Annotated in this window: 11 protein-coding genes; 7 read left to right on the top strand and 4 right to left on the bottom strand. The window is 64.6% G+C overall.

Features of this window, described 5'->3' with window-relative positions; translation table 11 throughout:
- The first annotated feature begins 87 nt into the window (after window positions 1-87).
- From AAG612_RS09280 to AAG612_RS09290, 3 genes are read left to right on the top strand one after another with little or no spacing between them, the layout of a single operon-like run.
- On the top strand, window positions 88-1,599 hold the full coding sequence (locus AAG612_RS09280) for a sensor histidine kinase (protein WP_342509519.1): 1,512 nt from the start codon (window positions 88-90) through the stop codon (window positions 1,597-1,599).
- An 11-nt stretch (window positions 1,600-1,610) separates the two neighbouring features.
- Window positions 1,611-2,366, top strand: coding sequence for an ATP-binding cassette domain-containing protein (locus AAG612_RS09285; protein WP_342509521.1), 756 nt, complete (start codon window positions 1,611-1,613; stop codon window positions 2,364-2,366).
- Window positions 2,363-3,913, top strand: coding sequence for an ABC transporter permease/substrate-binding protein (locus AAG612_RS09290; RefSeq protein WP_342509523.1), 1,551 nt, complete (start codon window positions 2,363-2,365; stop codon window positions 3,911-3,913). The genes AAG612_RS09285 and AAG612_RS09290 overlap by 4 nt, the downstream gene beginning before the upstream one ends.
- 20 nt (window positions 3,914-3,933) lie before the next feature.
- Here the strand turns inward: AAG612_RS09290 and AAG612_RS09295 are convergent, their stop codons facing one another.
- From AAG612_RS09295 to lgt, 3 genes are all read right to left on the bottom strand, one after another.
- On the bottom strand, window positions 3,934-4,365 hold the full coding sequence (locus tag AAG612_RS09295; protein ID WP_342509524.1) for a DUF2147 domain-containing protein: 432 nt from the start codon (window positions 4,363-4,365) through the stop codon (window positions 3,934-3,936).
- A gap of 43 nt (window positions 4,366-4,408) precedes the next feature.
- Window positions 4,409-5,389, bottom strand: a complete 981-nt coding sequence (locus tag AAG612_RS09300; protein ID WP_342509526.1) for a class I SAM-dependent methyltransferase — start codon at window positions 5,387-5,389, stop codon at window positions 4,409-4,411.
- An 83-nt stretch (window positions 5,390-5,472) separates the two neighbouring features.
- The gene (gene lgt / locus AAG612_RS09305; RefSeq protein WP_342509527.1) at window positions 5,473-6,366 is read right to left on the bottom strand and encodes a prolipoprotein diacylglyceryl transferase; all 894 of its coding nucleotides are present in this window, start codon (window positions 6,364-6,366) and stop codon (window positions 5,473-5,475) included.
- A gap of 145 nt (window positions 6,367-6,511) precedes the next feature.
- Between lgt and AAG612_RS09310 the strand changes: the two genes are divergently transcribed.
- The 3 genes from AAG612_RS09310 to AAG612_RS09320 all read left to right on the top strand — a co-directional run bounded on the left by AAG612_RS09310 (window position 6,512) and on the right by AAG612_RS09320 (window position 11,950).
- Window positions 6,512-8,203 carry a class I adenylate-forming enzyme family protein gene (locus AAG612_RS09310; protein WP_342509529.1) on the top strand — a complete coding sequence of 564 codons (1,692 nt, stop codon included), beginning with the start codon at window positions 6,512-6,514 and terminating at the stop codon, window positions 8,201-8,203.
- Window positions 8,200-10,941 (top strand): [protein-PII] uridylyltransferase, encoded by a 2,742-nt coding sequence (locus AAG612_RS09315; protein ID WP_342509531.1) that lies wholly within the window; start codon window positions 8,200-8,202, stop codon window positions 10,939-10,941. The genes AAG612_RS09310 and AAG612_RS09315 overlap by 4 nt, the downstream gene beginning before the upstream one ends.
- Before the next feature lie 274 nt (window positions 10,942-11,215).
- Entirely contained in the window at window positions 11,216-11,950 is a 735-nt protein-coding gene (locus AAG612_RS09320) for a hypothetical protein (protein ID WP_342509533.1), read from the top strand.
- A gap of 100 nt (window positions 11,951-12,050) precedes the next feature.
- Here the strand turns inward: AAG612_RS09320 and AAG612_RS09325 are convergent, their stop codons facing one another.
- On the bottom strand, window positions 12,051-12,722 hold the full coding sequence (locus tag AAG612_RS09325; protein ID WP_342509535.1) for a YggS family pyridoxal phosphate-dependent enzyme: 672 nt from the start codon (window positions 12,720-12,722) through the stop codon (window positions 12,051-12,053).
- 49 nt (window positions 12,723-12,771) lie between these two features.
- On the opposite strand from AAG612_RS09325, the gene AAG612_RS09330 reads away from it, so the two are divergent.
- Entirely contained in the window at window positions 12,772-13,290 is a 519-nt protein-coding gene (locus AAG612_RS09330; RefSeq protein ID WP_342509537.1) for a thiamine phosphate synthase, read from the top strand.
- The last annotated feature ends 28 nt before the right edge of the window (window positions 13,291-13,318 follow it).

The raw sequence follows: 13,318 nt of genomic DNA on the forward strand, positions 1-13,318 counted from the left end.
GATATCTTAACAATAATCATCAAAAGCAAAGCTTTTGTAGCGCGTCTCGCTGGACCGCCTATATCTTCGCGCGAAGTAGAGGGGCGGATGGAATCGACATTCGATCAGTTGGGCACGGACGAAAGCGCTCCGGATGCCACGGGTCACGGCCTGGACGGACGGCTTCGCAAGCTGGCCGAATACGGGATCGACGCGCTCGAAGACGATCCCGAACTGCGCGCGATCGCCGATTTCGCGGCCCGATTGTGCGAGACGCCGAGCGCGAGCGTGACCATCGTCGAGCGGGAGCGTCAGCGGTTCCTCGCTCGGCACGGGCTGGATAGTCGCGAGACCCCGCGGTCGGTCAGTTTCTGCGCGCATGCGATGCAGGGCGACGAACTGTTCATCGTGCCCGATGCCACGAAGGACCCCCGCTTCGCCGACAATGCCCTGGTCACCGGGGAAGAGCATGTCCGCTTCTATGCCGGCGCTCCGATGGTGACCGAGGACGGCACCGAGCTGGGCGCTTTGTGCGTCATCGATACCGAGCCGCGTCCGGACGGACTCACCACGCTGCAGGCGGAAGGTCTGACAATCCTTGCGCGTTCGGCGCTGCGCCGGTTCGTCAACGAGCGCGAGGCCTTGCGTTCGCGCAAGCAGGCCAAGGAGCGTGCGCGGATGCTCGAGCTGGTGCTCGATTCGGTCCCCGGCATCGCCTGGTCGGCGGACCGGGACCTCAATTTCGATTTCTACAACGCCCGATGGAACGAGGTGACCGGCACCGAACCACCCCGCAATGTCGAGGAATGGAGCGCGCATATCCACCCCGACGAATTCGGCGAATCGCTTGCCCAGTTCGTGGATGCGACCAGCAAGAAGCGCGTGTTCAGCCACGAATGGCGCCTGCGCCTCGCCGATGGATCGTATCGCTGGGCTCTCAGCCGCGCGGTGCCGATCGAACTGCCCGATGGCGACTGGCGCTGGTTCGGGACGATCATCGATATCGACGACGTACATCGCCTCTCCGAAAGCCGCGACCTGCTGGCGCGCGAGCTGTCGCACCGGATCAAGAACATCTTCGCGGTCGTCGCCAGCCTGATCACCCTGTCTGCCCGGCGCGATCCGCAATTGCGCTACTTCGCGGCCGAGATGACGGACAAGATCGCGGCGCTGGGTCGGGCGCACGAGTTCGTCGCGCCGACCGGGATGAACGACGTGCGGACGCTCCACGGGCTGCTCGAACAGATCTTCGCGCCCTATTCGGATGGCGATGGCCCACGCGTTTCGGTGTCGGGCGAGAATCCCGCAATCCATGCGCGTGCCGCCACGCCGCTGGCGCTGGTATTCCACGAATTGGCGACCAATTCCGCCAAATATGGCGTGTTGTCACGCGAGGAGGACGGGGTGGCGGTCTCGGTTTCGCTGCCCGATCCGACGACACTGCGGATCCAGTGGCACGAACCCGGTGTCGAGCAGGAGGGCAAGGCGAGCGAGGGCTTCGGCTCGCGGCTGCTGAGGATGAGCGTCGAGGGGCAGTTGCAGGGCAAGATCGATCGCGAATGGACCGACGACGGGCTGGTCGTGACGCTCGACCTTTCGCTTCCCGTGCTGGCGGGCTAGCGTCCCGGCGCATGGCAGCATCGCTTCGTTTCGAAGGCGTCACCAAGCGCTATGACAATACCGAGGCGCTCGCCGGGATCGATCTGGACGTCGCGGCGGGCAGCTTCGTCGCGCTGGTCGGCGCTTCGGGATCGGGCAAGTCGACGCTGCTCAAGACGATCAACCGGCTGGTCGAGCCGACCTCTGGCCGGGTGCTGCTGGATGGCGAGGATGTCACCAGTCGCGATGCCACTGCGATGCGCCGCACCATGGGCTATGTCTTCCAGCGGATCGGCCTGTTCCCGCACCTGAGCGTTGCCGAGAACATCGCCATCGGCCCCCGGCTGGTCGGCGAGCGGCTGAGCGAGGATCGCATCGGGGAACTTCTGACGCTGGTCGATCTCGACCCTTCGATGGCCGCCCGCCTGCCCGATGCGCTATCGGGTGGACAGCAGCAGCGCGTGGGCGTCGCACGGGCGCTGGCGGGCAATCCGGCGCTGTTGCTCATGGACGAGCCTTTCGGCGCGCTCGATCCCGTGACCCGCGACGCGCTGGGCGAGCGGGTGCGCGACCTGCACGAACGGCTCGACCTTACGACGATCATGGTCACCCACGATATGGCGGAGGCACTGATCCTCGCCGACCGCGTGCTGGTGATGGATGCAGGGTCGATCGTCGCCGATGAAACGCCACAGGCGCTGGCCAGCGGCAAAGGCGGCGAAATCGCACAGGCACTGGTGGCCATCCCGCGCCATCAGGCCGAGCGGTTGAAGGCGCTCGAGGCATGAGCGGTGTGTGGGCCGCGTTGCTGGGGCTGGGCGATGTTCTGGCGCAGCATGTCATCCTCGCCGCGTGCGCGATCGGGCTTGGCATCGCGGTCGCGCTGCCGCTGGCGGTCTGGGCGAGCCGCAGCCAGGCCGTGGCGCGCGCCGCGCTGGGCTTTGCCAGCCTCGTCCAAACGATTCCCGCGCTCGCCCTGCTCGCGCTGTTCTTTCCGATCCTGCTGAGCCTTCGCGCCGTCTTCGGCGAAGGTCTGCCGACGCTCGGCTTCCTGCCCGCGTTGCTGGCGCTGGCGCTCTATGCGCTGCTGCCGATCCTGCGCAACGCGGTGACCGCGCAGACCAATCTCGACCCCGGCGTGATCGAGGCGGCGGATGGCGTGGGAATGAGCTTCTGGCAGCGTTTGCGGCTGGTCGAAGCGCCACTCGCTGCGCCTTACATTATGGCGGGCATCCGCACGGCGGCGGTCTGGACCATCGGCGCGGCGACGCTTTCCACCACCATCGGCCAGCCGAGCCTGGGCGATCCGATCTTCGCTGGGTTGCAGACGCAGAACTGGTCGCTGGTGCTGGCCGGCTGCATCGCCAGCGCGGGGCTCGCGATTGTCGCCGATGCGCTGCTCGGCACGATCGAGGCGGGCTTCCGGCGGCGCGACCGGCGGCTGTGGCTGGGCGGCGCCATCGCGGTGGCGGTGGGTGTTGCAGCGGCTTTCGCCAGCCAGGCAGACTGGAGCCGCGACAACGGGCGCGACACGATCGTGATCGGGACCAAGCAGTTTTCCGAACAACTGATCCTTGGCCGTCTGGTCGGCGAACAGCTGGAGGACGCAGGCTACAACGTAGAATATCGCGAGGGGCTGGGCTCGGCAGTCGTGGCACAGGCCGTCGCCAATGGCTCGATCGACCTCTATTTCGACTATACCGGCACCATCTGGGCCAACCAGATGAAGCGCACCGACAACCCCGGTCGCGATGCGATGTACGACGCCATCGTCGAGTGGGAACGCGATGTGCAGGGCACGCGCGTGCTCGGCAAGCTGGGGTTCGAAAATGCCTACGCGCTCGCCATGCGCGAAGACCGGGCGCGGGAGCTGGGCATTCGCAGTATCGAAGATCTTGTCCGCGCTGCGCCCCGAATGGTCGCGGGCGGCGATCCCGAATGGTTCGAGCGACCCGAATGGTTCGCGGTGCGCGATGCCTACGGGCTGAATTTCGCCAATGAGCGCAATTTCTCGCCCACCTTCATGTACAATGCGCTCAAGTCCGGCGACGCCGACGTCATCAGTGCCTACACATCTGACGGGCGTATCGCGGCGGACAATCTGGTCATCCTCGACGACCCGCGCGAGGCGCTGCCGAGCTACGACACGCTCATCATCCTCTCACCCGAACGCGCCGATGACGAACGGCTGATCGCCGCGCTCGAGCCGCTGCTGGGCGCCATCAATGTCGATGCGATGCGCGAGGCGAACCTCTCGGTCGACCGGACCGATGGCGAGAAAAAGACCCCGCGTGAGGCCGCGCGGGCGCTCTCGCAAGCCATTGGTCTGGAGTAGCGCTGAGGCGCGCTAGCGCATCACCGCGTCCAGGTCTGCTCCTGACAGACCTTGACGATGACCCGGGCACAGCCCTTGACGCTCAGCCTGTTTGCCGAGGTGCGTTCAACGATCGACTCGTAGGTCTTGCCCGATTTGGGATCGTAGATGTCGCCACGCCACACCTCGCCGTCCTGACGCAGGTTGGTGAGCACGGGCAGACCCATCAGCTTGCGGCTGCGCAGACTCTTCCTCGGGTTGTTGACGTCGCGCTGGTCGGCACCCTGCGGCGGAGTTTCGAGGAATTTCGAAATCTTGCCACAGACCGACGATCCGCAATTGCCGATCGTGATCACGGCATCCTTGTCCTGCGTCACCCATCGCCCGGAAATCGGGTCGGCAGCAAGGGCGGGAGAAGCGAGCGCGGCCATGGCGGCAACAGCTGCAAGCGAGGCGAAGATGCGTTTTTTCATATGGAAGATACGTCAACAACGATGAAACGGTTTCAAGTAAATCTCACACCCGCAGGGCTGCACCATCCGGCCAGTCGCCATGCGCGAGGGCAATGACCTTGAACAGATCGCCCATCTGCTCGGGCGAGACAAGCCGGGATCGCGCCTCCTCGATGTCCGCCGCCCGTTCGGGCGCTGCCTTGGAAAGCGTGGCAGCCCGTGCGTCGATCCCCAGCGCGCTCAGCCATGCGCCCTGCGTGGCGCTGCCGAGCAGCCTCGCGCCATCGACGCGCGCGGCATCGGCCAGCGCTGCGAAATCGACATGCGCGGTCAGGTCCGCCGTGCCCGGATCCACGAGCGGATCGACCTTCCGGTGCCGCGCGACCGCCTGCAAGGTGGAGCCGATGCGCGGAGCAAGATGACCATAATCGATAATCAGCGCGACCCCGCCCTGCGTGGCCAGCCGCCGCGCAATCTCGCCCATCACCGCGCTTGCTCCGGGACAGGTTTCGATAATGGTGCCCGGCTCGCTGTCGCGCAGATCTTCGGGCACCGCGCTATCCATCGGCTGATCACCCGCGACGAACACGAAGCTCCCGTCGTCGTCCAGCCCTACCATCCGCTCGCGCCAGCCGCCCTCCATCCGCACCAGCTGGCGCACCGGCAGCGCATCGAAGAACTCGTTGGCGACGAGCAGGAGGGGGCGATCTTCGGGCACTCCGGTCAGATCGTCATGGAACTGCGCATCGGGCACGGCCTCGGTCTGCAGCGTCCGCAGCGGCGGTGAGCCTTCGACAAGGTGGACCTGCGGCTGCAACCCGAAGCGCGCCATGCTGCGCAGCGCGTCTTTCGCCAGCGTTCCGCGCCCCGGCCCCAGCTCGCAATAGAGCGGATCGGGCGGCGAGCCCGCGCGGCTCCACATATCTGCCAGCCACAGGCCCGCCAGCTCACCGAACATCTGACTGATCTCGGGCGCAGTGGTGAAATCCCCGCCGGCCCCCAGCGGATCGCGGCTGGCATAATAATGCGCGTTGCTCTCGCCCATGAAGCGCGCGACAGGTAGCGGCCCGTGGCTCGCGATCAGCCGCCGAAACCGCTCGGCCAGGCTGGCGGGCTGCGCCCGTTCGCTCAGGATTGCGCTCCGGGTTCGCTGGCGGCGGCGCTGCCTGCCCGGTCCGCCTTGTTCTGCAGCGCGTAAACCACCACCGCGATCCCGACGAGAATCATCGGAATGCTCAGCCATTGCCCCATCGACAGCCCGGTGCGGGCGGCAAATTCGGTCAGCTGCGCGTCGGGCTGGCGGAAGAATTCGTTGATGAAGCGCGCGCTCGCAATGCCGATGGTGAACACACCGACCAGCACGCCCGGCTTCCAGCGGGCCTTGGTCAGCCAGAACAGCGACAGCATGATGATCATCATCGCCAGTCCTTCGAGCCCGGCCTGGTAAAGCTGCGAGGGATGGCGGGCGATGTCTCCGGCGTTCGGGAACACCATCGCCCACGGCACATCGGCGGGGCGGCCCCACAGCTCTCCGTTGACGAAGTTGGCCAGTCGGCCGAAGAACATGCCGAACGGCACGTTGACCGCAATGTAGTCCGCCACGCGCAACCAGTTGAGATTGCTGCGATAGCTGACCCATAACAGCGCCAGAACCACGCCGATCACGCCGCCGTGAAACGACATTCCGCCATCCCACAAGCGCGGCAGGCCCCAGGGCATCCACCCTTCGTGGCTGAAATCGACGAACAGCTCGGGCTTGTAGAACAGCGCATAGCCCAGTCGGCCGCCCAGCAGCACGCCGAGCGTGCAGTAGAACAGCAGATCCTCGACATGCTGGCGGTTCATCGGCGCGCCGGGCGCCTTGATCATCCGCAGCAGATGCCAGTAGGCAAGGATGATCCCGAAGATATAGGCCAGCGAGTACCAGCGCAGGGTGAAAAACCCCAGGTCGATCCCGGGGGTCAGGCCCAGGTCCGACCAGTAGATCGGCTCGCTCGCGGCTTGCGCCAGTAGTGACAGCATTCCATCGACCCCTTAGAGATAACGGCTGAACGGCCCCCGCTTGCGCCAGTGCGGCGTGCATTGGCACAGGCGGGGCCACGAAAAAAGAGACAATGCACGCGCAGTTTGATCCTAATCATGCGGTGCACGACGAGAGAGGAAACGCATGCCCACGCAGCTCGACACTACCTTGGACACGATCATGGACCAGCTCGTCGCACCCGGCGGTCCGGCCGAAACTGTGCCGTTTACCCGCAACGGCGTGACCATGCCCGTTTTCAAGAACGCCCCGCCGAGCCTCGCGGACTATTTCGCGCATTATTGCACCCAGCATAAGGACGTCGAATTCGTCGTCGACGCCGGCTGCCGACTGACCTTCGGAGAGGCTTACGATGCGGCGCGCCATGTCGCGGCAGGGCTGCTTGCCAACCACAAGCTCATCAAGGGCGACCGGATCGGCATCGCGGCGCGCAACTCGGTCAACTGGATCATCGCCTATATGGGCATCACCATGGCGGGCGGCTGCGCCGCGCTGGTCAACGGTTTTTCGACCGGCGAGGAAATGGCGGACGCGATCCGCATGGTCGGCTGCCGGATCGTGCTGGCGGACCGCAAGCGTGGCGAGCGGCTGGAGGGCACCGACCACGGCGCGCGAATCGTTTCGCTGAAGCACGATTGCGCGCCAGCGGAAGGCCTCGCGTCGGTATGGGGCGATCCCGATACGGTAGCGCTACCAACTTTGGGGCCGGACGATTATGCGACGCTGCTCTACACCTCGGGCTCGACCGGCCGGTCGAAGGGTGCCTATTCGGACCATCGCGGCGTGATTCACGGCACGATGAGCTACGTGATGCAGAGCCTGATGGCGCTCACCTATATCTCGGGAAAAGGGGAAGCGCCGAGCCTGCAGCCCTGCGCGCTGGTCGCCGTGCCGCTGTTCCACGTGACGGGCGAAGTGCCTGTGTTCCTGCAGAGCTTCGCGCTGGGGCGCAAGCTGGTGCTGATGAAGAAATGGGATGCAGGCGAAGCGCTGCGCCTGACCGAGGCCGAGAAGGTGACCTATTTCACCGGCGTGCCGCTCATGAGCTACGAGATGGCGACCCATCCGGACCGCGACAAATACGACACGTCGTCCTGCACCTCCTTCGCCGCCGGCGGCGCGCCGCGTCCGGCCGATCACGTCACTGCGATCAAGGATGCCTTTCCCGGAGGCTTCCCGCTGCTCGGCTACGGCCTGACCGAAACCAACGCGATCGGCTGCGGAAACTTCAACGAGAATTACCTCGCCAAGCCCACCAGCACGGGCAAGGCCAGCCGACCGATCGTCGACCTCGCGATCCTCGACGATTCGGGCAACAAGCTGCCGACCGGCGAAGTGGGCGAGGTGTGCATTCGCACCGCCGCTAATTTCCTCGGCTATTGGGACAATCGCGAGGCCACGCGCGAAGCCTTTACCGACGATCTCTATTTCCGCACCGGCGACCTGGGTCGGCTGGATGAGGACGGCTATCTGTTCATCGTCGACCGCAAGAAGGACATCATCATTCGCGGGGGCGAGAACATCAGCTGCCTCGAAGTCGAGGAAGCGATCTACGCGCATGACGATGTAATCGAATGCACGGTCTTCGGCCTGCCCGACGATCGCTACGGAGAGATCGTGGGCGCCGTCTATCTGCCGAGAGAGGGCACGGACCTGAGCGAGGAGCAGCTCGCCGCCTTCCTCGAGACCAAGCTCCCGCCCTTTAAGCGTCCCGCAAAGATCTGGCGCGCGAGCGAGACGCTGCCGCGTCTCGGCACGCAGAAGATCGACCGCAAGACCATGCGCGAGCAATATACCAAGGTCTACACCTCCTCTTGAGTGCGCCCCCCCTCTCCGACCAGCGCGCCATCATCGACCGGCGCACGCTTGCCGCAGAGATTGCGGCGGCGGCTTCGCGCGATGCGGTGCTGGCGCTGCTGCGCGATGCGCTGGAGCAGGGGCGCCAGGAACTGTCGCGACGGCTCGCCGAGCATCCCTCGGCAGGCCACGCGCATTGCGGCGGGCATAGCTTTCTGCTCGATCAGCTGATCCGGCTGATCCACGATTACGCAGCGGAGCGGCTGGCACCCGTCCCCGAGGGCGAGACCGCCAAGGCGATGACCGTCGTGGCTGCGGGAGGCTACGGGCGCGAGGAGATGGCGCCGCATTCCGATGTCGATATCGCCTTCATCGTCGAGCGCGCGGAGGACAAGCGGACGGTCGCGCTGGTCGAGGCGATCCTGTATCTGCTGTGGGACCTTGGCCTGACGGTGGGTCATTCGGTCCGCACGCTCGACGACGTGGTCAGCATGTCAAAAGCCGACGGCACGATCCTGACCGCGTTGCTCGAATGCCGGTATCTGTGGGGCGACGAAGCGCTCTACGATGCTGCCACGCGCCGCTTCTATGCCGAGGTGGTGGAAGGCACCGAACGCCAGTTCGTCGCCGAGAAACTGCGCGAGCGCGATGCGCGGCACAAGCGGATGGGCGACACGCGCTATGTCGTCGAACCCAATGTGAAAGAGGGCAAGGGGGGCTTGCGCGACCTGCATGCGCTCTACTGGATCGGCAAGTATATCCACCGCGCGCGCAACGCGGCCGAGTTGGTCGATGCGGGCCTTTTCACGAAGGCCGAATATCGCAGCTTCCGCCGCGCGGAGGGCTTTTTCCTCGCGGTGCGGTGCCACCTGCACGAGATTACGGGCCGCGCCGAGGATCGCCTGACCTTCGATCTGCAGAAGGAACTCGCGCGCCGGATGAAGTTCGCCGACCGGCGGAGCAAGAGCGCGGTCGAGCGGTTCATGCAGTACTACTTCCTGCAAGCGAAGCGCGTCGGCTCGCTCACCGGGATATTCCTCGGCCAGCTCGAAGAGCAATTCGCGAAGAAGCGCGCGCGGCGCGGGCTGCTGGCGGGGTTCACCGCACGCCCACGGATGCTGCGCGGATATCAGGTCTTTGCGGGCAAGCTTTCCGCGCCGAGCGACGACTGGTTCCGCAAGGACCCGGTGCGGCTGATCGAGATCTTCCAGATCGCCGAGTCCGAACAGCTGGAGATCGATCCGCGCACCATGCGCCAAGCGGACCGCGACAGCGGCCTCATCAACGACGATGTGCGCGAAGACCCGCGCGCCAATGCGCTGTTCCTCGATCTGCTTGCCGGTCGCAACGATCCCGAAATGGTCCTGCGCTGGATGAACGAGGCGGGCGTGTTCGGCCGCTTCGTGCCCGATTTCGGGCGGGTCAACGCGCAGATGCAGTTCAACATGTACCACCACTACACGGTGGACGAGCACACCATCCGCGCGATCGGATTTCTCAACACAATCGAAAAGGGCGAGCTGGCGGAAGAGCATCCGCGCGCAACCCGTGCGATCCACCAGCTGAAGAGCCGCCGCGCGCTGTTCGTCGCCACGTTGCTGCACGATATCGCCAAGGGGCGCGGCGGCGACCACTCGGTGCTCGGCGCCGAGGTGGCCGAGCGGCTGTGCCCCCGGTTCGGGCTGAACGACTACGAGACCGCGCTGGTCGCGTGGATGGTGCGCCAGCACCTGCTGATGAGCCACACCGCGTTCAAACGCGATCTCGCCGACCCCAAGACGGTCGAGGATTTCGTGACCGAGGTCCAGACGCTCGAGCGGTTGCGCCAGCTCGCGGTCCTCACATCGGTCGATATCCGCGCAGTCGGCCCCGGCACCTGGAACAGCTGGAAGGGCCAGTTGCTCGGTGAATTATACGACCTCTCTTTCGAGCGGTTGCGGCTGGGCCATGTCACCAAGGGCCGCAAGGAACGGGTCGCCGCAAAGAAGGCGCAGGTGCGCGACGCATTGGGCGACAAGGCCGCGCTGATGGACCAGAAGGGCGATCTGTTCACCGCGCCCTACTGGATCGCGGAGCCGGTCGACATCGCAGCGCGCAACATCGTGCAATATTCCGTCGCGCGCGATCTCGGCGAGGCGCTGTCGGTCCATTGCGAGGCGGACGAGGAACGCGGCGCAACGCTCGTCACCGTGATCGCGGCGGACCATCCGGGCATTTTCATGCGGATCGCGGGCGCGATCCACCTCGTCGGCGGCAACATCATCGACGCACGAGTCCACACGACGCGCACCGGCTATGCGGTCGACAACTTCCTGGTGCAGGACCCGCTGGGTCGGCCCTTCGGCGAAGACAACCAGCTCGAGCGGATCGAGCGCAGCATTGCCGATGCGCTGGAAAGCGGCGCGAAGCTCGTTCCCAAGCTCGCCCAGCGCCCACTTCCGCGGCGGGGCGCGGACGCTTTCGAGGTGCGGCCCTCGGTCACATTCGACAACGACGCATCGCACCGCTTCACCGTGGTCGAGGTCGCCGCGCGCGATCGCCCGGCCCTGCTCAACCGGCTGGCGCGCGCGCTATTCGAACAGCATGCGATGATCCGTTCGGCCCACATCACGCATTACGGCGAGCGCGCGGCGGATACGTTTTACGTCACCGATCTGACGGGCGACAAGATCACCGATCCGGGACGGCTGGAGGCGCTGCGCGCCGCATTGGTCGAGGCCGCCAGCGACGAGATGCAGGCCGAGCTGGAGCCTGCCTGACCGCCCGGCGCAGCGCTCGATTGCGTAAAACGCAAGTTGATGAAGCCCTGCGTCGCAGTGCCTATGAAGAAGAGCGCCTGAAGGCGTCGCGGATTACGATGTGAAAGAGCGGGCCAGCGACGCTAGCACCGGGCGCGCGGGTAGGAAAATGCGTGGCGGCTATGGGGTGGGAAGCGGACGGACACCCTTCTTGATCAATACCCCGAATAGTGGCCTTGCCTCGGCGCGGGTAGAACTGGCGTAGTTGGATGGTAGCTGTGAAAAGGGAATGGCCTTGAAAGAGGTTCAAATCGAAGAAGTCGATAGGATCGCAGCGCGGAACCTGATTATTGAAATCACTGCACAACGCTTTGCCGCTGCTCGCACCGCTACCGATTTCGAAAAGCGCGTTTTGGCAGAAGCTGAGGCGCTGGGCGAATTTGCGAGGAATGCGGGCACTCGCACCTATTGCATTCTCGTTGTCTCGTTCTTGGAAGACACCTTCCGCGAGAACTTTGTGGAACGATGGCAAATCAGACCTTCTCAGCGGAATGATTTTTTTGGTGCCAATGGGCCACTCAGTACTTTTGCACAACGTATAACGTTAGCGTCGGGAATGAGCTGGCTGCCCGAGTGCTTCGTCAATGAGGCTGGCTTGTTGCGAAAAATAAGGAACGAACTTGCACACAATCATCGCATCCATTCGCTTATCCAAGACCCTTTGCTTAGTTGGGCCAATAACCTGAAGCCAGCAGAGACGGTCTGGATAAACGAAGAGCGGACGAGATACCGCGATGCCTATGACGCAGCCGACAGAGAGACCCAGCTTAGGATAAGGATATTTTGTGTAGCACTGCACATCATCGCCGCAGTTGTTTCTAGGTCAAAAAATATCGCAAATGAGTTGCCAACGAACTACAGGGCAAGTGAAGATTGGCGCGGGATGACGGATATTGAGCAAGGATTAATCGATGCAATGGTGCGTCATGCCTACTTAAGTCTCGGCATTCCGCCATCGATAACACCATAGGACTAGTCCTATGAGCCTGCTTCGGCAATGTCGTCTTTAGAAAAATGCGTGGGCCGGACCTCGCCGTCTCCCAACCGGGTCGCAAGCAGCCCCTACCCTGTCACCCCCGCTCGCCGAACAGCGCCGATCCCACGCGGATATGCGTCGCGCCAAGCATGATGGCCGTCTCGTAGTCCGCGCTCATCCCCATGCTGAGAGCCCAGGCGCCCGGTTCGGGCTCGTGTCGCCGCGCCAGCTCGTCGAGCAGGGCGAAGAAGGGTGCGGGCTCCTTGTCCGCCGGGGGGATGCACATCAGGCCGAGCAGCGGGATATCCGCCTCGCGCGCCTGATCGATCAGCGCGGGCAGGTCGGGGATTGCGCAGCCGCCCTTCTGCTCTTCCTCGCCGACATCGACCTGGATGAAGCACGGCACGCGCTTGCCCAGCTTGTCGTAGGCTTTGGCCAGCGCCTTGAGCAGGCTTGACCGGTCGAGCGAATGGATCACATCGAAGGTCGCCGCCGCATCTTCCGCTTTGTTCGATTGGAGCTGCCCGATCAGGTGCAGTTCCACTTCGTCGTAGCGCGCGCGCAGATCGGGCCACTTGGCCTGCGCTTCCTGCACGCGGTTTTCGCCGAACACGCGATGCCCCGCCTCCAGCACCGGCTCGATCTTCTCAACAGGATGCGTTTTGCTCACCGCGATCAGGTTGACCTCATCCCGCTCGCGCTTGGCGATCTTGCACGCGCGGGCGATCCGCTCTTCGACTTGGCCAAGGGCTGCTGCACTATCCATCGCGCGACGCTATAGCGATTGGACGATGCCGATCCAGCCCCGACCCGAAATGCTACCGCGCCTCTGGCTCTTGTCCGATGCCCGCAATGATGCGGTGCTCGCCGAAGCGCTTGTCACGATGCCCGAAGGCTCGGGCTTCGTCTTCCGGCACTATCATCTTGGGCCCCCAGAACGCCGCGAGCGATGGGAAATGCTGCGCAGCATTGTGCGCAGCAAAAATCATCTGCTGGTCCTTTCGGGCGGTGCGGATCAGGGCAAGGAATGGGAGGCGGATGGCATTTACGGCCCACCCGGAAAGCTCGGCAAGCGCCTCGGCTTGCTGCGCTTCGCCACGGCACATGATGCACGCGAGATCCACCTTGCCAATCGCATCGGCGCCGACGCGCTGTTCCTCTCCCCGGTCTTTCCCACGCGATCGCATCCCGATGGCCGCGCGCTGGGTGCAACGCTGTTTCACCAGCTTGCAGAGCGCAGCTCTATCCCCGTCATCGCGCTGGGCGGGATGACGGCGGAGCGCGCACGCGAGCTCGCCGTCACCCGCTGGGCGGCCATCGACGGGCTGTCCTGAGCCCTGCTCCCGAATCCTCGACGCCCCG

The organism is Citromicrobium bathyomarinum (genome assembly GCF_038594605.1).
In the GTDB taxonomy this organism is placed as follows: Bacteria; Pseudomonadota; Alphaproteobacteria; order Sphingomonadales; family Sphingomonadaceae; genus Alteriqipengyuania; species Alteriqipengyuania bathyomarina_B.

Bases quoted from the DNA above. Each gene is read 5' to 3' on its own strand.
- AAG612_RS09330 (WP_342509537.1), top strand. From the start codon at position 12,772: ATGCTACCGCGCCTCTGGCTCTTGTCCGATGCCCGCAATGATGCGGTG.
- lgt (WP_342509527.1), bottom strand. From the start codon at position 6,366: ATGCTGTCACTACTGGCGCAAGCCGCGAGCGAGCCGATCTACTGGTCG.
- AAG612_RS09295 (WP_342509524.1), bottom strand. From the start codon at position 4,365: ATGAAAAAACGCATCTTCGCCTCGCTTGCAGCTGTTGCCGCCATGGCC.
- AAG612_RS09290 (WP_342509523.1), top strand. From the start codon at position 2,363: ATGAGCGGTGTGTGGGCCGCGTTGCTGGGGCTGGGCGATGTTCTGGCG.
- AAG612_RS09300 (WP_342509526.1), bottom strand. From the start codon at position 5,389: ATGGGCGAGAGCAACGCGCATTATTATGCCAGCCGCGATCCGCTGGGG.
- AAG612_RS09310 (WP_342509529.1), top strand. From the start codon at position 6,512: ATGCCCACGCAGCTCGACACTACCTTGGACACGATCATGGACCAGCTC.
- AAG612_RS09325 (WP_342509535.1), bottom strand. From the start codon at position 12,722: ATGGATAGTGCAGCAGCCCTTGGCCAAGTCGAAGAGCGGATCGCCCGC.
- AAG612_RS09285 (WP_342509521.1), top strand. From the start codon at position 1,611: ATGGCAGCATCGCTTCGTTTCGAAGGCGTCACCAAGCGCTATGACAAT.
- AAG612_RS09280 (WP_342509519.1), top strand. From the start codon at position 88: ATGGAATCGACATTCGATCAGTTGGGCACGGACGAAAGCGCTCCGGAT.